Raw genomic sequence first — 19,536 nt, forward strand, 5'->3', positions numbered from 1 at the left:
GGTATATCGCTGCGTGCGCCGTAGCCGTTAAGGTCAGGAGCAATAACTGGCCGACCACCCGGAGGTCTGTGAAATTTCGGATCCCTCAAAGTACCGGTTAAGCCGTTGATAAATATGACAGGTGCGATGTTACCTCAGTCTTTTGGTGGTTTTGACAGGATAAGAGTTCAAATTTAGTTTATTTATTAGCCAGCTCATGGCAAAGGTGATCCAGTCAAAGGAGCCAAATTTAAGAAGCCCGCTTAGGAAACTCAGCGGGCTTCTTGCTTTTCATGCTCCGGTACTATGCCTTTATGGCTTTGATGCAATCAGTGAGTGTGAAATTTCCGAAGACAGCCACAGATTCCATGCATTAGCATTTAGGTAACTTTATGATTTTTCCATACCATTTCTGAGAAACCCGCTAAGGACCAGACTGCATTTGTTTAACATCAGATATTGAAAACAGTACGGCAACGGCTGTCATCTTCATTCCAGGCATCATTCACTTCGCTTAATGGCCGAATACGAAATGGGACTGAGAAATCACTCAAAGCAGCAGCTTGTAATAGTTCACCAACCGAAGCGACCAGTTCAGCATCGGATACGCTGCCAAGTCCGCTCCCCATCAGGGTCAGTCCTGATGAGCGTAGTAATTTGCTATGTAATGATATTTCTTGTCCACTTAATGAGCCGATCTGCACAAAACGCACCAATCTGGCACCTCCGGCAGCGGCAGACTTCATAATATCAAGCGCACTCTCCCCCCAGAGATAATCCAAAACGACATCAACACCCTGTTCCATGAGTGCCGGGAGTTCATGCGATAATTCATCCAGCGTAAGCGTGATATCAGCCCCCTGAGTACGGAGTTTCGCCAGGACTTCAGTATTACGCCCAGCCGCGATGATTTTCCCCGCGCCCAGGTGACGAGCGATACGCACCGCCAGACCGCCGGAGGTGCCTGTCGCGCCATTGATGAGAACAGTTTCCCCTTTTCGCAGCTGCGCCCTGCGCGTTAATGCTGTCCAGGATGACATTCCGGGATTACCAATGGCGGCTGCCATTGAGAGATCAAGTGTTGCCGGGAGCGGCACAATACTTTTAGGCGTAACCAGGGTCATCTCAGCCATACTGCCAAAAGGGGAGTTCAATGCGAAAAAAAAGACCGGGTCTCCGTTAGTCAGATAACCTGCGCCATCAATTCCGGGTATAAACGGATATTCCATTGCTGAACTGTAGTGTGTTCCTGCGGCCCGCGACTTGGCCAGTTGACTGATTGCAGCGGCTTTAACGTTGACCACTATATGCTGCTCATCTCCCTGAGGGTCCATGAAATCACCGTAAATCGGCGTTTCGCCTTTGCCATTAACAAGTGCTGCTTTCATTAAGTTCACCTTTAGCTCAAGAAATATATGTGTACAATGCACACATTATTCCCACTCCCGGATGCCGTCAATGAAAAGAGTGCAAAATACACATAAACCCGATTATTTTGATGATTTACATGATACGTTGCTGGCTATCGTCGGTGCTTTCAATCGGCCGCAACGTGATGAAATAATGATAAAAAACTCCGGTATTAATATTGACCGTGCATTATTTCCACTGCTGGTCCTGATAGGCCGCTTTGGCCCTATAGGTGTAGGAGAACTCGCTGATCGGGTGGGGCGGGATTATACGACGGTAAGCCGTCAGGTAACTAAACTCGGGCAAATGGGCCTAACCCATCGACAGAGAAATGTTAAAGATAAGCGAATTAACGAAGCGGTCGTTACGCCTGAAGGAAAAATGATGACCGATAAAATCGATCACACGCGAGCACTCATTTATAACGACATCTTCAATAGCTGGCCGGACAATGACCGCGTCGAATTCGAAAGATTATTGAAAAACTTCGTTCATGATTTTAATGCATTGGAATCCATTAAGTCCGTTTGATCCGGACTTATGAATATGCAGGCGAAGTGCGCAATAAACTTAGCCTGCACGTAAACAGCCGTACATGGCAGGGTCCGCTAGTCTACAGCTCCACGCTCCTACCCTCCTCCCAAGGCCTTGTAAAGGGTAATAAGACTGTTTTGCTGCGAAAGTCTGCTCTGAATCAGAGACTGTTGCGCAGAGAATAATGTCCGCTGCGCATCCAGCACATTCAGGTAGTCCGTCGCACCGTTAGCATAGCGATGGCTCATCACCATTCCCAACCCTACCGTGATGTGTTGAGCATGTCTGACTCATTCAAAGGCACTTGCGCGGAACGCCTGCGTCAGCGGCTTCTCTTTGCCTTTGAGAAAATATCAAAGGACAAAAAAATCCAGCAAATGCTGCGCTTGTCTTTGACTGAGGGTTTACGTCTTCCGGAAATTGTTGATCGTCATTATGACGAATTCGTAGAGCCTCTGGCAGGAGCGATAGGCAGCTTAATCTGAAATATGCTGCCCGGTGCTTTGTCAGGGGATAATGCGTGCCGCTCTCAGTTGCGTGAACAGGCTGAAAAACATTTCGTGGGTGGCCTGCATACGGGTAAAGCCTGCCCGACGCAGCTTGCTGCCATCACCAAACATGTCGTAATCCCAACCAAACACAAAATCTGCAAAACTCCCGTCGTTCAGCTGTAAAATGTCAGTTTCCATCAGCCGCTGCCCGGCAAGTTCACGCCATGTCGTGCGGTAGTCCTTAAACAACTGATGAAATGACAGCCGGACCGGCGGTGCGTATTCCAGCTCAAACCAGCGCGCGATATGCGGCCAGAGCTCGCTCCAGCGCCAGATGTCACCGTTATTCACGTTGAAAGCCTGGTTCTCTGCCGCAGGCGAGGTTGCAGCCCACAATGTCGCCTCTGCCAGCAACCCGGCGTCAGTATGATCAACGATGCTATGCCAGGTTTGTTCTGAACCGGGAAAGCGGAGAGGTAAATCCTGAGCCTTACACAGCGACGCATACAGTGCGATGCTCATTGCAAGATTCATGGCATTGCCGGGCACCGCGCTGCCAACCACACCCGGCCTGATTGCATTCCAGTGCCACGTTTTCCCACGCTGAAAATGGCTGAGCCATGTGAGCTGAGCCGCGTTAAATTCTGCACCGGGTATGGCGGGATCGCTTTCACGCGCCGGGGTTTTGAACGGTCCAAGATGTGCGCCATAAACTTTGTATCCTTGCATCAGGCTTACAATCTGGAGGGGTGCCGTTTTCTCAATGTTACTGACCAGATTGCGCAACATGGTGACGTTCGGTTCAACCATTTCTGTCCAGTTCGCGGCGTTCACCCAGGCGCTGTAAAAAATATGGGTGATGCGGCTGAGTGGTTGCAGTGCCTGCGCGCTGTTTTGCGCATCCAGTAAATCGACGTTTACAACCTGAATATTATCAGGGTGAGATAATGCATTGCGGCTCAGCCCGATAACCTCCCACTTATTTTGCAGAAGTGTTTTGACAAGCTGGCTGCCGACAATACCGCTGGCGCCGGCGACCAGCGCGACCTTTTGTTGCTGCGTCTTATTCATGGTGTTTCTCCAGAGAAGGTGACAGATACAGTGTGATATATTATTTTTTTCACACATATCCCATGAAACTAATGGCACTTATAAGCAGAATCATTAAATGAATAATAAGCTCAATGCCATTGCCACCTTTCTGCGCGTAGCACAAGCAGGCTCTTTTTCTGCAGCCGCCCGCCAGAGCGGTATGAAGCAATCTGCGGTCAGTCAGCAGATTGCCGCACTTGAGGAGGAGCTCGGTGTGGTATTGCTGCATCGTACAACGCGTGTGATGGCGCTTACTGAGCAGGGAGAAAGTTACCGGCGTGATATGCAGCTTTTGCTGGAGGCCATGCGGGAAGCAGAAAGGCGTCTGAACCCTGCCGATCACCACTGGCATGGCAGGGTTCATGTGCAGTTGCCGAGCGGGCTGGGCCAGCTCTTTTTACACCATCTGCTGACGCTTCAGAAAATGAACTCAGGATTGCACCTTACGCTTTCACTTGATGACCGCATCGCCGATCTTGTCACTGAAGGGGTGGATGTCGCGCTGCGCTTGACCCGTGAGCCTCCGCAAACGCATGCGGCGCGCGTGCTGGCACGTATTGAAACGGCGCTTTTTGCCGCCCCCGGTTTTAAACCGGTTCATTCTGTGAGTGAGCTGGCGGCACATCCACATGTGCGATTCAGCGGCATCGCGCCGGAGGCACCACTACGGTTAGTTTCTGATAGTGAAACTATCGACATCAAAGTTAATACCGTGTTCCGGGCTAATACCAGTGAAGCGCTGTTACAGGCGATAGAGTCAGGCATGGGTATCGGTGGCATGCAGCTACCGCTCGCGGCCAGGGCTTTGCAAGCCGGTACGCTGGTTCCGGTCTTACCCGCCTACCGGTTACCTGATTGCTTCCTCTATGCGGTCTACCCGGACGCCCGCTTTATCCCGCGGAGGGTCAGAAGCATTATCACTGTAATCGAACAATTACTGCCTGAGATGACGGAGCCTTTACGCATTCTATAATGCTTTTTTCATAAAAATACGGCTCGTGCCTTCCGGTTGACAGTCAATACGCCCAACCCCTTCCCTCCCATCAACATGAACTCCCCCCCACAAACGCTGGCTTCAATTCAGAGAGTGGAAGACCCTCACTGTGGGTAACGCGCTGATTGACGCATTTATTGACCGGGGCTTATGCGATCTGGCAAAGGAATTTGCGTTCCCTTTAACCTGGCTCATAGACATGGTGATGGCGGGACTGCGCGCGGGGGCACCGCTACGCTTTGTTTCTCAATAGACGACGGCAAAGCGTGCATGCAGAAACTTCCTGCGATATCAATATCGTTGTATTACTGTCTGCTGAACTCTACCTCTATTTTATCTGTATCCCCCATCGCGGGGAGTGTCCCGGGATTTACAACGTTCCCGATGGGGGTGTAGCGATATGAAGAGTCAAATGAGGCATAGAATAAAACCAACGTTTGCGTTCCGTACAACATGAGATCACCGGCATGAAGGGTCCCCGGCCGCACCGGGCTGGAAGGCAAGCGATGAGGCAGTTCGGCAAATTTCTCGTTACCATTTAACTCAGTCATTTCGAGTTGCAGAGGTAACATATTAACAAAGGATTTAGCCGCCGGATTGTCGTGAATTCTGACTTCAAATGGTTGACCATTAATGATCATTCTCGCCTTCATGACGTTATCCTTACGCAGTGTGGTGTCGGCATGGCTTGCAAAAGCGCACACCCAAAACAGGCTCGTGAGTAAATATTTCACATGACCTCCGGAAGAGCAGCCACACCCGGCAGGATGTGGCTTTGGCGTTTAACTGAGGTGAGTTTTAAAGAATGACGCCAGCTTGGCGAAAGGGATCAAATCGGTACGGTCGTACAAATCGACATGGCCAGCACCCGGGACGATATACAATTCTTTCGGCTGTCCGGCACGTTTGTAAGCATCTTCGCTGAACTCCTTCGAATGCGCCTGGTCGCCGGTGATGAAAAGCATCGGGCGCGGAGAAATCGTTTCGATATCATTGAACGGATAGAAGTTCATAAACTTCCCTATGCTGCTCAGCATCGGTTTTGTTGTCAGCTCTTCTTTCTCGCCCTGTGGCGTATAACCCCCCCGTGGTGTGCGATAGAAATCGAAGAATTCCCGCTGAACCGCAGAGGTTGAATCATCAAGCTTGTTCACGGTTCCGGGGATATAGGCAATATCGCCGCCTTTAAACTCGACCAGCCGTTGTTCTGTAGCAGACGTAATAAACGCTTTGCGCTGTTCAGGCGTCACGGAATGATTAAGACCATGACGGAACACAGACCCCATGTCATACATGCTGACGGTGGCAATGGCCTTCATTCTCGGGTCAATTTTGGCAGCACTGATAACGAAGCTGCCGCTACCACAGATACCCAGTGCACCAATTCTCTGCGGATCAACATAAGGCTGAGTGCTGAGATAATCGACTGCAGCACTAAAGTCATCCGCATAGATTTCAGGGGAAATCAGATGACCGGGTTTGCCGTCACTCTCCCCCCAGAAGGAAAGATCAATCGCCAGCGTCACGAACCCTTGTTCCGCCAGTTTCTGGGCATATAAATTTGAGCTTTGTTCTTTCACCGCCCCCATCGGATGACCAATGACAATAGCGGGATGCTGCACGTCTTGCTTCATCCCTTTCGGTATAAACAAATTACCGACGACTTTCATTTGATACTGGTTTTTAAAGGTCACTTTTTGCCGGGTGACCTTATCGCTTTGGTAAAAGTTATCGGCTCCGTTAGACATATCGGCTCCTGTCGCAGCAAATGAGCTGATTAACAGCCCTAACATCAGGGTAAATACTTTCATTGATGAATCCTCAGTGGGTTGGATGGATATCTTTACGTGACGTTAATAAAGCCAGGGCAGCCGCGATGACGAGTAAAATGGCACTGATGAGAAAAGTGCTTTGATAGCCACTATGGTCAAAGGCAAAACCCCCGAGAGTGGAGCCCATGGCGATTGACAGTTGCACGATGGCGACCATAAGACCTCCGCCCGCCTCCGCATCTTCCGGCAGGGTTCTGGCAATCCATGTCCACCATCCGGTGGGGGCCGCCGTGGCGATTAATCCCCACAACCCCAGCAACGGCGCAACGATCCATACACTGTTTCCAAAAGCGATCAGCGCCCCGGCGATTGCAGCCATCAGCAAGGGAATGGTGATAAGTGTGGGATAAAAGGCGGTCTTCAAAAACGTGCCAATCACCAGGGTGCCGATAAAGCCTGCCATACCGATGGTCAGCAAAATGAGCGACAGCGTGGTGATATTTACCTGCGTGACTGTCTCAAGGAACGGGCGCAAATAGGTGAATAAGGAAAACTGCCCCATAAAGAACAATCCGCAGGCGGTAAGGCCAGCGGCCACAAGCGGGTTAGCAAAAAGACGAAAAACATTGGCAGTCCTCTTACCGGCCTTCTCCGTGGTCATTGCAGGCAGGCTGAACCACTGCCATATAAAGGCAATGACCGCCACCGGAACGATGCAAAAGAACGCCCCGCGCCAGCCGATGACAGACCCGAGATAACTCCCCAGCGGAGCGGCTATAACGGTTGCCAGCGCGTTACCGCCGTTAAAAATAGCCAGTGCACGGGGAACCCGATGCGCCGGAACCAGGCGAATAGCCGTAGCGGCAGAAAGTGACCAGAATCCTCCAATCGCGATACCAATTAATGCGCGGCCCACCATGTAAATCAGATAACCGGGTGCCAGCGCGATAATTGCACCGGAAACGGCCATCAGCAACGTCATGCTCAGCAGCAATACCTTGCGGTTGAGTGTTCCGGCCAGCGCAGAAATGGAGAGACTGGTCAGTACCGCAAACAGACCGGAAATCGCGATCCCCTGCCCCACGCGTCCCTCACTGACACCTAAATCGGCTGATATCGGCGTCAGCAAGCTCACAGGCATAAATTCCGAAGCGATGAGCGCAAAGACGCATAACGTCATCGCGAAAACCCCGCTCCAGTAAGCGTGCTCTTTTTGACGTTTTGTATGACTCGGCAATGCGGACATAAATAGTAATTCCCAATAATCCAGGGTTATTTGCACACCCGCTGAACGCTATTCGCAGAAATAACGTAAAAAATAAAACGTGAAATAAAGATGAAAAAATAAGAGCGTTAATCTTCCCTCGCGGAATAAGCTCTTGTTGAAAATTTTACACGCGGTGTGCATCATTACTAGCTAATGGATACTGAATGGGCTTATAAGCATTACTTATTAATAAGGCGGGAAGGACTTTATGAAACGCAACCTGAACGATCTTCTTTATTTTATTACGGTTGCCCGTGAAAGCAGCTTCACCCGCGCCGCTGCCAAGCTGGGCGTCACCCAATCCGCACTGAGCCAGGCGATTTCGGCACTTGAAGAGGATATGCAAATTCGCCTGCTGACGCGTACAACCCGTAGCGTATCGCCGACCTCTGCCGGAGAACGGTTGCTACTGACCATAGGCGATCATGTTGATGGCATACTCGCCGAGTTAGACATGCTGACTGAGATGCGTGATAAACCCGCAGGAACTGTTCGCATCACCTGCGGCCCCCATGTTCTGAAAACCATACTGTTGCCCAAATTATCGCCTCTGCTGAAACACTATCCGGATATCAGACTGGAGTTTGACGCTAACCACGGTTTTCGCAACATCGTCGCCGACAGGTTTGACGCGGGCGTCCGTCTGGGTGACACCATCGATAAGGATATGATAGCGATACCGATTAGCCCGAAGTTGCAAATGGCTGCGGTCGCATCGCCTGAGTATTTTGCTACCCATACGATGCCGCAGACGCCACACGACCTTCTCCAGCACAACTGCATTAATATGCGGCAAGCGACGTCAGGGGGACTTTACGTCTGGGAGTTCGACAATGAAGAAGGCCCGGTAAATGTCCGGGTTACCGGGCAACTGACGTTTAATACGACAGCACACATGGTGGACGCGGCATTAGCCGGGCTTGGCATCGCTTTTCTGCCGGAAGAAGAGTTTGAATCACATATTGAGGAGGGGCGCCTGATACGCGTGCTTGAACCGTGGTGCCAGCCATTTCCCGGCTATTACCTGTATTATCCCAGCCGTAAGCAACCCTCACCCGCATTTTCACTGGTCGCTGATGCCTTACGCCACAAGGCATAGAAAAGCCCGCGGGCCTTCAGGCAACGATGAGCGAAGAGATGACCAGGTCTTGTTATGTTAGCCAGTGGCAGGCCGACATATGGCGTCTAAATTTCCATGCCCATGATGTGCAACTTACTTATCTGTGATTCCGTTCTGAATTCAGTATCAGTTATGTGTCGCATGCCTGAAGCTTCATAGAATTTACGAGCGCGATCGTTTTTCTCTCTCACCGAAAGCCACAAAAATTTCTTATCTTGCTTTTGCGCAGCTGTAACGATTTCTTTAAATATCTCTTTTCCAAAGTGTTTACCCGTCGCTTCCGGTGCAAGATAAAGCCGGTCAAGCGATACCCCAGAAATAGCCGTTCCCGGAATCGTATTGATCCACGTGAGTTTGGCAAATCCAACCGGTTTATCGTTTTGCGCAAGAAACCAGCAAACTTTTGGATCCCTTAGTCCGTCATTGAGTGCGGACAAAGAGAATTCACTTTCCAGATACGTATTCATTTCGCGCTCTGACAACCACATATGTCTGAAGTGCGCCGGATATATATTGAAAGCCAGGCTGCGCAACAGGCTGGCATCTACCGGGTGGGCGATTCGTGTATTTATATTCATGCAGAAACCTTAAACCAGCAATAAATTGGAATGACTTAACATATCAAACTTACTTTAATAACGGTCGAACTCTTCAGCAAGGGTATTCATCACTGCCCTGACTCTTGCAGTGTGCGACAGATCCTGATGCATAACCAGCCAGACCTCATAAGGGCTTTTACGCGTTCTTTCTGGCCACAGGCGGATAAGTTCCGGGTACATTTTCGCAAGATAATCTGGCAGCTCACCCAGGGCCAGCCCTGCGCGAATAAACGTTGCTAACATCATGCTGGAGTCCAGCTCTGCCACTACGCGCCCTTTATGTCTCGGTTCTCCTGCCAGCAGTCCATCCTGAGAGCGCGTAATGCCTGACTGGTAAAGCGCGATACGGTGCCCGTCAAAGCCTTTGCCGGGTTCTGGTATGCCAAACCTGTCAATATACTTATGCGTCGCAAAAAGTCCCACCTCCCTGGAGGCCAGTTTACGGGTAATCAAATCCGGCTGTTCTGGCCGAATGGTGCGTACCGCTATATCCGCTTCGCGTCGGCCGATATCCAGCAGGCGTGTGGTGGTGGTCAGATTTACCCGAATATTGGGAAAGTTATGCTGTACGCGCTCGATTGCCGGTAAAACAAAATCAATGGCCAGCGAGTCAGTGGCAGTCACATGCACTTCTCCTTCAAGCCGGTCATCATCCCCGGAGCCGCGACGTTCAAAGCTGACCGTCAGGCGTTCAATCTCTTCTGCAAGTGAGAGTATTTTTCGCCCGCCAGCGGTCAGAACCCAGCCCTGACGGCTTTTTAAAAATAGTTTACTCCCCAATAATTTTTCAAGCGTATTGAGTCTGCGGCCTACGGTAGTCTGATCAACTGAAAGCTGCTCAGCCGCGCTGCGTAAAGTACCTGCGCGGTATACCGCCAGGAAAATCCGGACATCATCCCAGTTCATCGTTCCTCATGCTGCATTTTTGCAGGTATTGCCTGCATGATAATGCATTTAAGCAGGATGAAACAGCCGTTAAGCTACGCAATTCTTCTGCTGATAACCCTTTTCAACACCGGGAATTTTATGCCTCGACTCTCTTTTATTATTACCGTTGCTATGCTGAGCGCGTTCGGTCTCATCGCGTCCGATATTTATCTTCCGGCGATGCCAGATATGGCACGCGAATTTGCGGTGGATCCATCGCAGATATCTCAGACCATTTCAGCCTATTTACTGGCACTGGCCATATGTCAGCTTTTTTACGGTCCGCTTGCAGATCGCCTTGGGCGAAAACCCGTACTGCTCGCTGGCATTGCGATTTACATTGGCGGATCGCTGGGATGTGCCGTTGCTGAAAGCTATTCTTCTTTTCTGCTCTTTCGCCTGCTGCAAGGGGCAGGTGCAGCGGCTGGTCTCGTCATTGGTCGCACGCTGATCGCGGATACCTGTAATAAAGCCATTTCTGCCAGGGTCTACTCGGTCATCTATCCGCTGGTCTCATTGTCACCTGCAATAGCACCGATGATAGGGGGACATCTCGCCGCCACATTTGGGTGGCATACGGATTTCATTTTCGTCGCCATTTTCGGCATGGCTACCATGCTGATGATCATTTTCATGCGCGAGACGCGACCTGAAAATATCTCTGCTCCGGCCTCGCCGTTTTCAGGATTTAGGGTAATTTGCAGCGATACGGGGTTCCGGCGTTATACGCTTATCGTCTGTTGCATCTACAGTGCATGGTTTATTTATCTGACTCAGTCTCCTTTTTTATTTGCGCAGCTCGGGATGAGTGAGGAGACGCGAGGATGGCTCTATATTCCCTTAACGGCAGGTATTATCAGTGCCAATGTGTTAACGAAACGGCTTTTAAACTTCTGGCAATATGATCGCATTGTTACTGCCGGCATCATGTGTTTTGTGCTGGGTGGTCTGGCTTATGCCACAGTAATGTTTACGGCAGAAAAAGGGATTTTATCTATTTTGCTTCCTATGTGCCTGGTCAGTCTGGCAAACGGCTCCAGCCTTTCACTGGCAATATCCGGGGCAATCAGCAGCGGGCAGGGTCATGCCGCCACGGCCTCCGGAATGATTGGTTTTATGCAGATAGGCAGCGCGGCTGTTTTTGCCAACTTCATAAGTGCAGAGTTTGGTTTCAGCCAGCCGGTACTGGGCTCTTCAGTTTTATTGCTGGCTCTCACCGCACTTGTGGCCTGCCGTAAACAGCGTATCCGGCGCCATCATATTCAATCCTCTCGTTGAGCCGCTGACCTGCCTGACCGGCTGTGAAAGTTGTAATGTTTATTTCTGTCTCGAAATAAGAGTAATTAATCAAAGTTTAAAATAGCGCATTATTTTCACTATTAATGAATTTCTTCAGGATTAACAAATAACAGGTCATCAACGATGCAATTGTCTTCCCGCAAATACATATCCCGGAGTTTTATATAAATAATGTATAAATAATGGCACAACACTCATTGAGTGCATGCCTTTTTTGATCATGCCAATATTCTCACGACTTCAAACGTCAAACAGTATTAACATCTATTTAATTAAAGGATATTTGCATGACAAATTTAAATTATAAACCGACAATCTGGACACGTGCTGATGCTCTGAAGGTCAACGAAAATGACCCGACCACCACACAGCCTGTTGTTAGCGCCGATTTTCCGGTTATGAGTGATGAAGTATTCATTTGGGATACGATGCCGCTTCGGTCATTAGACGGCACGGTGGTTTCTGTCGACGGATGGTCCGTTATTTTCACGCTGACAGCGCAGCGTAATAACAATAATTCAGAATATCTCGATGCAGACGGAAATTATGATATTACCAGTGACTGGAATAATCGCCACGGGCGCGCCAAAATTTGTTACTGGTATTCCCGTACGGGTAAGGATTGGATTTTTGGTGGCCGTGTGATGGCTGAAGGTGTTTCCCCTACGACCCGCGAATGGGCAGGGACGCCAATTTTGCTCAATGAAGACGGCGATATTGATCTTTATTATACCTGTGTCACGCCAGGTGCGACCATTGCAAAAGTGAGAGGCAAAGTGCTGACCTCAGAAGAAGGCGTAACACTGGCCGGTTTCAACGAGGTTAAATCATTATTTTCAGCCGACGGTGTGTATTACCAGACTGAAAGCCAGAATCCATACTGGAACTTCAGGGATCCAAGCCCGTTTATCGATCCTCATGACGGTAAACTCTACATGGTGTTTGAAGGTAACGTGGCGGGTGAGCGGGGTTCTCACGTCATTGGCAAACAGGAAATGGGTACCCTTCCGCCGGACCATCGTGATGTGGGCAATGCAAGATACCAGGCGGGCTGTATTGGTATGGCCGTCGCCAAAGATCTTTCAGGAGATGAATGGGAAATTCTCCCTCCTCTGGTGACCGCTGTCGGCGTCAATGATCAAACCGAACGCCCTCATTTTGTCTTCCAGGATGGAAAATATTACCTGTTCACGATCAGTCATAAGTTTACCTATGCGGAGGGTCTGACGGGGCCTGATGGTGTGTACGGTTTCCTGAGTGATCGCCTTACCGGCCCTTATTCTCCGATGAACGGCTCCGGTTTGGTATTAGGTAATCCACCTTCTCAGCCCTTCCAGACTTACTCGCACTGCGTAATGCCCAATGGCCTGGTGACATCTTTTATTGATAACGTTCCGACCACCGACGGTAATTATCGTATTGGCGGGACAGAGGCTCCTACTGTAAAAATTGTCCTTACCGGAAACCGTTCATTTGTAGAACGCGTGTTTGATTATGGGTATATCCCGCCGATGAAGAATATTATTTTAAATTAATGAGGTGATCTGCCTTTCCGCATAGGCTTTGCGGAAAGGCAGTGCAACTGGATTAAAACGGCCCCGGCCCCCCGCTGGCTGAACGATTAAAGATTTATATTGATTCCAAAATCCCTGCCAATACATCTCCCGGCCTTTCAAGCACGGCCAGGTGAGTTCTGGCATTCTCCAAACGTTTCACCTCAAAAAAATCATGCGCCATAGCGAAACGCTGCTGTAAAGCAAGGTATTCGTCGTTTCTGTCGAGGGAATAGATATGAGTAGCCTTCGGTGGGTTTTTGAGTTTTTGGAGGCGCTGGAGCGGCGAACCGTATGTCTGATAGGCATCGGCGATCACCTGCCCTGCAAGTCGCCACAACGGGTAGCTGGATTCAGACATTTCGGTTTTGAAATGATGGATCATGGTGGGTGACTCGCTTCCTGCCAGCCAAAATTCGTACAGCTGGTTCCGTGCAGACTGCCAGCGATCTTCATGCTGCATCTCGTTGATTGAAGTGAAAAACGCCGTTGCAGGCTGATTCATGATCCAGTCAAGGAATATCACCGCAGGCACACGTTCTTTCAAACTTTCAGCCAAATCAACCGCTATCCAGCTGGCATGTGCAACGGAAACCGGTACTACGCGGGTCAGACCGAGATGGTCAATGAGTGTCAAAGCGTCTGTTAATAACGCCGCACCGTCAAAATCCTTGCCATCGGTCGATGATTTTCCATGACCACGCCAGTCAATAATAACAACACGGAAAAAAGCAGCGGCCAGTTCAGAGAAGTCATTGAAGACAGTTTTTGGCTGGCACCAGCCTGGCATAAGGAACAGCGTTATGTCACCCGTACCGATATCCTGATAATCGATATCGCCATGCTCTGTATGCAAAATAGGCATGTTTTCGCCCCGTAGTGAAGTGAGTGGATAACTAACCTATCCGATCCCCCACCAATTAAACAAGAATTTACTTGTTTAATTGGCGCTAATGTCTTATCTCCCGAGAGATCGCTAACTGACCTTTTGATTAACGCGATTATTTTCGAACTGCATAATAAGACTCAGCGCAGCGGGCAAAACAGTCAGCGTGACGAAAGTGGCAACGATCAGCCCGCCGATAATCGCATAGGCCATCGGCCCCCAGAAAACCTGCTCAGCAATCGGGATCATTCCCAGTATGGCAGCGCACGCCGTGAGCAATATGGGCCGGGAACGGTGTTGTGCCGCCGCTTTGATGGCTTCATCGCGGTCAAGCCCCTCCCTGACGTTATTGTCCACTTCACTGATGAGGATCACCGCATTGCGGATAATCATGCCTGCTAATGCGATGATACCGAGCAACGCAACAAATCCCATCGGCGTACCCGTCGGCAACATCGCCAGCACAATGCCAATCAGTCCGAATGGCGCCATGAACAACGCGAGAAGCATGCGGGAGAAGCGCTGCAACTGGACCATCAGCAGGATCAGCATAACAAACAGTGTGACCGGCAACACCGCGAACACCGAGCTGTTGCCTTTGTCCGACTCGTCTACCACACCGCCCTCCTCTATCGTATATTCCGGCGGTAAGCTTGCCCTGATACGTGAGACCAAAGGAGAGAGTTGCTGAGAAACAGCCTCTGCCCGCAGACCTGCAGCTAAATCCGTCTGTACCGTGATAAACGGCAGGCGCTGCCGACGCCAGATAACCGGGTCATCAACTCCCCAGACCGGCGTCGCCACCTGACTCAGGGGGATTTTCTGCCCGCTTGCCGTGGTGATCATCAGCCCGGACAGCGTGGTCAAATCCTGACGTTCGCGCTTATTCCCGCGCAGAACAACGTCAATCAGCCGGTTTTTATCCCTGACGGTGGTGACAACGCTGCCAGACCAGACAGTGTTGAGCAACGTGGCGAGACTTTCGGAAGACACACCCGCCGCTCGTGCTGCGGTCTGATTCACCTGTAACGTGATGACCCGCTCAGGTTCACCGGCGGTCAGATTAACTTCGCGGGTCCGGGGACTGTTTCCGAGAACGCTGGCGAGGTGTTGCGCAATCTGCCTGACCTTCGCATAATCCGGTCCGCTGACGCGATATTTTACCGGCCAGCCGACCGGCGGCCCCAGTTCCAGCGGCGAAACGCGCGTCGTGATATCACTGAAATCCCGGGCCAAAATAGTGTCCAGTTGCGCACGTAACTTATCCCTGTCCTCCAGACTTTTGGCGACAACAACCAGTTGTGCCGTATTCTCATCATTCAGTAATACATCCATGGGCAGGTAAAACCGCACCGCGCCTGACCCCACGTAGGTAGAAAAATGATCTACATTCGGATTGTCTTTCAGGGCGTGCTCCAGCCTCTCCGCCCGGCGTGCCGTGTCGCTTTGCGAAGCGTTACCGGGAAGCGTAAGGCTGACCAGCAGTTCCGGGCGATCGGACGCCGGGAAAAATTCGCCCTGCATAAACGTGGTCGCATAAGCGGCAAGCCCTAACAAAAGGCAGGCGAAACTGAGAGTCGCCACGCGTCTTTGCAAAACCTGATTCAGCAGACGCTGATAGAAACGCATCAGTCTGCCCTGTTTTTCAGCGTGTGATGCCAGTTTCTCAGGTAACAGCCAGGTTCCGATCAGCGGTGAAAACAGAATGGCCACTACCCAGGAACATAAAAGCGCAATCAGCACCACGGCGAAGAGAGAATAGCAATACTCTCCCGCACTTGAGGCGGCAAAGCCTACCGGAATAAAGCCCGCTATCATCACCAGTGTGCCGGTCAGCATCGGGAAGGCGGTGGTTTCAAATGCGTAAGTCGCCGCCCGCCATTTAGAATCACCGGCCTCAATACGGGAGACCATCGCCTCGACGGTGATCATGGCATCGTCCACCAGCAAACCCAGGGCGATGATTAACGCCCCCAGCGAAATACGTTGTAACCCGATGCCGGCGAGCATCATGCCGATAAACGTCATCGCCAGCACGATGGGGATCGCCGCAGCCACCACCAGCCCGGCACGGGTGCCTAATGAGACGAAGGACACCGCCAGCACAATAACCACCGCTTCAATCAATACACGGATAAAGCCGCTTACCGCCTGCGATACTACGGCCGACTGATCCGCGACTTTAACCATCTCAATGCCGTGCGGGAGCTGTGCGCTAATCACGGCCATCCGGTCACTCAGCGCCTTGCCAAAAGAAAGCATGTTGCCTGTAGAAGCCATGGAAATGGCGAGACCGATCGCGGGCTGACCGTTGACCCGAAATGCCGGTGACGGGGGCTCGGCATCCTGGCGGCTAATGGTCGCGATATCCGTCAGCGGAATGTAGCGCCCGGCAATATGCAGCGTCACGGCGCGTAAACTTTGCTCTGACGTCAGGGCGCCGCTCACACGCAAGGCAATGTTTTCACGATCGCTTCGCAAGACGCCCGAAGGTTCTACCGCATTTTGCGCCTTCAGTGCATCGGTGATTTGCTGGAGATCCAGCCCCATTCCCGCCAGTTGTGCCGGTGAAAATGCGAGAACAATATTCTCCTCCTGCACGCCCAGCAGGCTGGCTTTTCCCATATCCGGCAGCGACATCAGACTGCGGCTGATATCATCGACCTTGTCACGAAGCTCACGCGGCGTGAAACCTTCCGCAGTAAAGCCATAAATGGTGCCGAACGTGTCATCAAATTCGTCATCCACCGAGGGACCCTGCACACCCGCTGGCAGTGACGGCGCGATATCCTGCATCTTTTTGCGCACCTGATACCAGATACCCGCCACCTCTGAAGGGGGCGTGTTATCGCGAAGATTCACAAAAATAACCGATTGCCCGGCACGCGTTTCGCTTTGCACAAAATCAAGATAAGGCGTTTCCTGCAGTTTTTTCTCCAGCGTATCGGTAACCAGATTAACCGTATCCTCCACGCTCGCCCCCGGCCAGCTCGCGGACACCACGGCAGTTTTAATGGTAAACGCCGGATCTTCATTACGGGGGAGTTGCTCATAGCTGATGACACCCGCCGCCATTAACAGCAGCATAAAAAAGGCAATCAGTGACTGATGATTCAGCGCCCAGGCTGAAAGATTGAAGGCCCCGACCGGGGAAGACGGTTTCATTCGCTGTCCTCCCCGGGCATGACTTTTTCACCTTCACGAAGTTTACTCACACCGGCAATGACCACCCTTTCGCCAGGCTGTACACCGGCAGACAGGAATATTTCAGAGGTACTGTAACGCCCGATAACCACGGGCCGTAAATGCAGCGTCAGCGTTTTCTCATCAACAACAAAAACCGCCGGTTTATCACCGGATCGGGTCAGCGCAGAAGCAGGCAATGCAATCAGACGCGGACCTGACGCGTTAAGTGTCAGTTGAACACTGGCACCGAGTGCCATGGCCGGTGGCGGGTTATCGAGGGTAATGCGGAGGCGCCAGGTGCGGGTTTGCGGGTCGGCCTGCGGGCTGACGTCGCGGAAATGCCCCTGCGCAACCACGGAAGGGGCAGAAAGTAACGATATAGTAAACAGGCTGTCAGCTTGCTGAGGAACAGACTGGGGATCGGCCACATCAAATACGGCATCACGCAGGCTGCCACTGGCCAGGGTGATCACCGACTGTCCGGCACTGACCACTTGTCCTGCCGACGCACTGACCTGGGTAATCACGCCGTCAGCCGGAGCCGTGAGTTTTGTCCAGGACACGTTTTCCTGCGCATTTTTGAGCGCATCTTCACTGCTCTGACGCTTCGCGCGGGCAGCCTGCCAGTCAGCTTGCGCACTATCAAGCTGCGAGCGTGCGATAGCCCCGGAAGGCATCAGTAACTGCATACGCCTGAGACTGAGCGCCGCAACCTGCTCTGCCGCGCGGGCACTGTTCAGATCGGCCTGCGCACTGCTGAACTGGTTGCGGCTGGTCTCGCTTTCTTGGGTAGCGAGAACCTGACCGGCGATCACACGATCCCCCACCTCAGCCTGCCGCGTCAGAATACGCCCGTCCAGCCGGAACCCGAGCGTCACCTCTTCATGGGCGCGTATTTCACCCGTTTGAATCAGGGAACTCAAAGCAACAGGAGGCGGTGCGGAAATGGTGCGCACCGGCCTGACAGAGGGCGCTTGTTTATGGGCTTTGTCACCACAACCAGTCAGCACAATGGCAACGATGATCAGACAGGCGGCGGGAATGAAGGGAAGCATCCGACCGGTGGCGGATAAATGGCGAACGGCGTGACGCGCATAATCGGTGAAGGTAACAGCCATGACAGTCTTCCTGAATTGAGATGTCGCTATTCAATCCAATCACTGTCCAGATTCCCGTAATATTTCATCAAGAAACCGTCAAGATGCGCACTTTTTTGCAAGATGGCTGACCGGCGCAGTGACAGCGGACGTGCAGCATGTAAATCAACATCGGCAACGTCCACCGCATCGTCGTCTTCAATAATCAGCATCTGCCTGGTCTCCATACAGGTCATCTTGACGGTTTCTTCATAATTCCCCGACAGTTTATTGACACTGCCTCTTCATACTTCGGGTTTCAGACGCGGCTGCAATCCGCTACGAACCAACGTTTAGGTGATGAGGAATCACAATGACATCCAGAAAACTAATGCTGCAGATGACCTGTTTCAGCCTGTCCGCCACAGTGCTGCAGGCAATGGCCGACACCACGCCGTCTGCGCCGACGTTTACCGTCGGCATGGGCGCACAAAGCGCGCCGCGCTACAGCGGTTCGGATCAGCGCCACTGGCTGGTCGGGCCGGTCATTCAGGCGCGCGATGGCGCCTTTTTCTTCGATTCGCTCAAAGGCGTGGGTTATGACCTGCAGGCGGATAACGGCCTGTATCTGGAACATACGCTGGGATACAGCCTCGGGCGGACAGACAGAGATTCCACCTGGCGGGATGGCTCGAATAAGCTCAAAGGCATGGGGAATATCGATGCGACCATGAATACCGCGCTCGCGGTGGGCTGGTCTGCAACGCCGTGGCTCTCTTTTGAAGGCAAAGCCACCCTGCCACTGACGGACGGGCAAGGTGTGCATTATCAGACTTCCGTCACGGTACTGCCGCTGCAAAACGACACTGACACTGTTGCACTTCAGTCGGCAGCGCTCTTTGGCGACCGGCGCTATATGAATACCTTTTATGGGGTGAGCCGCGAACAAAGCGACCGCACTGACTTCGCGCCTTATCAGTCGGCCGGGGGTTTCTATGGCGTGGACAGCAGCCTGACCTGGAGCCATCAGTTCACGTCCCACTGGGGCGGCGTTATCAGTGCCGATTACACCTGGCTGGACGACAAAGCCGGTAACAGCCCGATTGTCGTTAAGCGTGGCGGCACGACTTACAATTTGGGTGTGCTTTATACCTTCTGATGCAATGAACATGAACCTATGAAAAGTCGTCCCGAACGGCGACTTTTTCATAGGCCCAAAAACACAAAGTCACAACCTTTCTGATAATAAAGGCAGAACACATGAAAGGAGATATCGCAACGCTGGTTTCAATTATTTTGTTTTATATTTTCTCATACTATTGCGTCTTTTTGACGTTATCTCCTCCGCAAT

The 19,536-nt window shown here is 51.6% G+C and carries 18 protein-coding genes and 1 pseudogene; 7 read left to right on the plus strand and 12 right to left on the minus strand.

Annotated elements, in window-relative coordinates:
• Positions 1–431: 431 nt before the first annotated feature.
• Entirely contained in the window at positions 432–1,367 is a 936-nt protein-coding gene (locus AACU55_RS20815) for a quinone oxidoreductase family protein (protein ID WP_134706035.1), read from the minus strand.
• A gap of 70 nt (positions 1,368–1,437) precedes the next feature.
• Between AACU55_RS20815 and AACU55_RS20820 the strand changes: the two genes are divergently transcribed.
• A complete protein-coding gene (locus AACU55_RS20820; RefSeq protein WP_134706036.1) occupies positions 1,438–1,920 on the plus strand; it encodes a MarR family winged helix-turn-helix transcriptional regulator in 483 nt (160 codons plus the stop codon).
• Positions 1,921–2,018: 98 nt separating this feature from the next.
• Here AACU55_RS20820 and AACU55_RS20825 read toward each other — a convergent pair.
• A pseudogene (locus AACU55_RS20825) lies at positions 2,019–2,162 on the minus strand (TolC family protein); the annotation flags it as partial.
• A 42-nt stretch (positions 2,163–2,204) separates the two neighbouring features.
• Between AACU55_RS20825 and AACU55_RS20830 the strand changes: the two are divergent.
• Positions 2,205–2,408, plus strand: a complete 204-nt coding sequence (locus AACU55_RS20830; RefSeq protein ID WP_205960133.1) for a hypothetical protein — start codon at positions 2,205–2,207, stop codon at positions 2,406–2,408.
• Between the two features lie 21 nt (positions 2,409–2,429).
• On the opposite strand, the gene AACU55_RS20835 is transcribed toward AACU55_RS20830, so the two are convergent.
• Positions 2,430–3,485 carry an SDR family oxidoreductase gene (locus tag AACU55_RS20835; RefSeq protein ID WP_134706037.1) on the minus strand — a complete coding sequence of 352 codons (1,056 nt, stop codon included), beginning with the start codon at positions 3,483–3,485 and terminating at the stop codon, positions 2,430–2,432.
• 97 nt (positions 3,486–3,582) lie between these two features.
• Between AACU55_RS20835 and AACU55_RS20840 the strand changes: the two genes are divergently transcribed.
• Positions 3,583–4,479: a LysR family transcriptional regulator gene (locus AACU55_RS20840; protein WP_134706038.1), complete on the plus strand. Its 897-nt coding sequence runs from the start codon at positions 3,583–3,585 to the stop codon at positions 4,477–4,479.
• Positions 4,480–4,805: 326 nt separating this feature from the next.
• Here the strand turns inward: AACU55_RS20840 and AACU55_RS20845 are convergent, their stop codons facing one another.
• From AACU55_RS20845 to AACU55_RS20855, 3 genes are read right to left on the minus strand one after another with little or no spacing between them, the layout of a single operon-like run.
• Positions 4,806–5,234, minus strand: coding sequence for a cyclophilin-like fold protein (locus AACU55_RS20845; RefSeq protein WP_134706039.1), 429 nt, complete (start codon positions 5,232–5,234; stop codon positions 4,806–4,808).
• Positions 5,235–5,282: 48 nt separating this feature from the next.
• Positions 5,283–6,311 carry an alpha/beta hydrolase gene (locus AACU55_RS20850; RefSeq protein WP_134706040.1) on the minus strand — a complete coding sequence of 343 codons (1,029 nt, stop codon included), beginning with the start codon at positions 6,309–6,311 and terminating at the stop codon, positions 5,283–5,285.
• 10 nt (positions 6,312–6,321) lie between these two features.
• Positions 6,322–7,518, minus strand: coding sequence for an MFS transporter (locus tag AACU55_RS20855; protein ID WP_134706041.1), 1,197 nt, complete (start codon positions 7,516–7,518; stop codon positions 6,322–6,324).
• Positions 7,519–7,747: 229 nt separating this feature from the next.
• On the opposite strand from AACU55_RS20855, the gene AACU55_RS20860 reads away from it, so the two are divergent.
• Entirely contained in the window at positions 7,748–8,638 is an 891-nt protein-coding gene (locus AACU55_RS20860; RefSeq protein ID WP_037035906.1) for a LysR family transcriptional regulator, read from the plus strand.
• Positions 8,639–8,724: 86 nt separating this feature from the next.
• Here the strand turns inward: AACU55_RS20860 and AACU55_RS20865 are convergent, their stop codons facing one another.
• Both AACU55_RS20865 and AACU55_RS20870 read right to left on the minus strand, forming a co-directional pair.
• Positions 8,725–9,237: a GNAT family N-acetyltransferase gene (locus tag AACU55_RS20865; protein WP_013574950.1), complete on the minus strand. Its 513-nt coding sequence runs from the start codon at positions 9,235–9,237 to the stop codon at positions 8,725–8,727.
• A gap of 54 nt (positions 9,238–9,291) precedes the next feature.
• On the minus strand, positions 9,292–10,164 hold the full coding sequence (locus tag AACU55_RS20870) for a LysR family transcriptional regulator (protein ID WP_037035909.1): 873 nt from the start codon (positions 10,162–10,164) through the stop codon (positions 9,292–9,294).
• Between the two features lie 36 nt (positions 10,165–10,200).
• Here AACU55_RS20870 and AACU55_RS20875 point away from each other — a divergent pair, with 36 nt between their 5' ends.
• On the plus strand, positions 10,201–11,463 hold the full coding sequence (locus tag AACU55_RS20875; RefSeq protein ID WP_134706042.1) for a multidrug effflux MFS transporter: 1,263 nt from the start codon (positions 10,201–10,203) through the stop codon (positions 11,461–11,463).
• 308 nt (positions 11,464–11,771) lie between these two features.
• On the plus strand, positions 11,772–13,019 hold the full coding sequence (gene sacB / locus AACU55_RS20880; protein WP_037035912.1) for a levansucrase: 1,248 nt from the start codon (positions 11,772–11,774) through the stop codon (positions 13,017–13,019).
• Positions 13,020–13,113: 94 nt separating this feature from the next.
• On the opposite strand, the gene AACU55_RS20885 is transcribed toward sacB, so the two are convergent.
• The 4 genes from AACU55_RS20885 to AACU55_RS20900 all read right to left on the minus strand — a co-directional run bounded on the left by AACU55_RS20885 (position 13,114) and on the right by AACU55_RS20900 (position 18,418).
• Complete coding sequence (locus AACU55_RS20885; protein WP_134706043.1) at positions 13,114–13,902, minus strand: alpha/beta fold hydrolase; 789 nt, start codon at positions 13,900–13,902, stop codon at positions 13,114–13,116.
• Between the two features lie 111 nt (positions 13,903–14,013).
• Positions 14,014–17,088, minus strand: a complete 3,075-nt coding sequence (locus AACU55_RS20890; RefSeq protein WP_134706044.1) for an efflux RND transporter permease subunit — start codon at positions 17,086–17,088, stop codon at positions 14,014–14,016.
• Positions 17,085–18,227 carry an efflux RND transporter periplasmic adaptor subunit gene (locus AACU55_RS20895; protein ID WP_134706045.1) on the minus strand — a complete coding sequence of 381 codons (1,143 nt, stop codon included), beginning with the start codon at positions 18,225–18,227 and terminating at the stop codon, positions 17,085–17,087. The genes AACU55_RS20890 and AACU55_RS20895 overlap by 4 nt, the downstream gene beginning before the upstream one ends.
• A gap of 26 nt (positions 18,228–18,253) precedes the next feature.
• On the minus strand, positions 18,254–18,418 hold the full coding sequence (locus AACU55_RS20900) for a hypothetical protein (RefSeq protein ID WP_013574943.1): 165 nt from the start codon (positions 18,416–18,418) through the stop codon (positions 18,254–18,256).
• Positions 18,419–18,558: 140 nt separating this feature from the next.
• On the opposite strand from AACU55_RS20900, the gene AACU55_RS20905 reads away from it, so the two are divergent.
• On the plus strand, positions 18,559–19,344 hold the full coding sequence (locus AACU55_RS20905) for a MipA/OmpV family protein (protein WP_037035923.1): 786 nt from the start codon (positions 18,559–18,561) through the stop codon (positions 19,342–19,344).
• Positions 19,345–19,536 lie beyond the last annotated feature (192 nt).

The sequence above is a fragment of the Rahnella sp. CJA17(1/100) genome (genome assembly GCF_963881615.1).
In the GTDB taxonomy this organism is placed as follows: domain Bacteria; phylum Pseudomonadota; class Gammaproteobacteria; order Enterobacterales; family Enterobacteriaceae; genus Rahnella; species Rahnella aceris.

Coding starts and splice junctions, on each gene's coding strand:
- AACU55_RS20815 (WP_134706035.1), bottom strand. CDS start 1,367: ATGAAAGCAGCACTTGTTAATGGCAAAGGCGAAACGCCGATTTACGGT.
- AACU55_RS20820 (WP_134706036.1), top strand. CDS start 1,438: ATGAAAAGAGTGCAAAATACACATAAACCCGATTATTTTGATGATTTA.
- AACU55_RS20830 (WP_205960133.1), top strand. CDS start 2,205: ATGTCTGACTCATTCAAAGGCACTTGCGCGGAACGCCTGCGTCAGCGG.
- AACU55_RS20835 (WP_134706037.1), bottom strand. CDS start 3,485: ATGAATAAGACGCAGCAACAAAAGGTCGCGCTGGTCGCCGGCGCCAGC.
- AACU55_RS20840 (WP_134706038.1), top strand. CDS start 3,583: ATGAATAATAAGCTCAATGCCATTGCCACCTTTCTGCGCGTAGCACAA.
- AACU55_RS20850 (WP_134706040.1), bottom strand. CDS start 6,311: ATGAAAGTATTTACCCTGATGTTAGGGCTGTTAATCAGCTCATTTGCT.
- AACU55_RS20855 (WP_134706041.1), bottom strand. CDS start 7,518: ATGTCCGCATTGCCGAGTCATACAAAACGTCAAAAAGAGCACGCTTAC.
- AACU55_RS20860 (WP_037035906.1), top strand. CDS start 7,748: ATGAAACGCAACCTGAACGATCTTCTTTATTTTATTACGGTTGCCCGT.
- AACU55_RS20865 (WP_013574950.1), bottom strand. CDS start 9,237: ATGAATATAAATACACGAATCGCCCACCCGGTAGATGCCAGCCTGTTG.
- AACU55_RS20870 (WP_037035909.1), bottom strand. CDS start 10,164: ATGAACTGGGATGATGTCCGGATTTTCCTGGCGGTATACCGCGCAGGT.
- AACU55_RS20875 (WP_134706042.1), top strand. CDS start 10,201: ATGATAATGCATTTAAGCAGGATGAAACAGCCGTTAAGCTACGCAATT.
- sacB (WP_037035912.1), top strand. CDS start 11,772: ATGACAAATTTAAATTATAAACCGACAATCTGGACACGTGCTGATGCT.
- AACU55_RS20885 (WP_134706043.1), bottom strand. CDS start 13,902: ATGCCTATTTTGCATACAGAGCATGGCGATATCGATTATCAGGATATC.
- AACU55_RS20890 (WP_134706044.1), bottom strand. CDS start 17,088: ATGAAACCGTCTTCCCCGGTCGGGGCCTTCAATCTTTCAGCCTGGGCG.
- AACU55_RS20895 (WP_134706045.1), bottom strand. CDS start 18,227: ATGGCTGTTACCTTCACCGATTATGCGCGTCACGCCGTTCGCCATTTA.
- AACU55_RS20900 (WP_013574943.1), bottom strand. CDS start 18,418: ATGCTGATTATTGAAGACGACGATGCGGTGGACGTTGCCGATGTTGAT.
- AACU55_RS20905 (WP_037035923.1), top strand. CDS start 18,559: ATGACATCCAGAAAACTAATGCTGCAGATGACCTGTTTCAGCCTGTCC.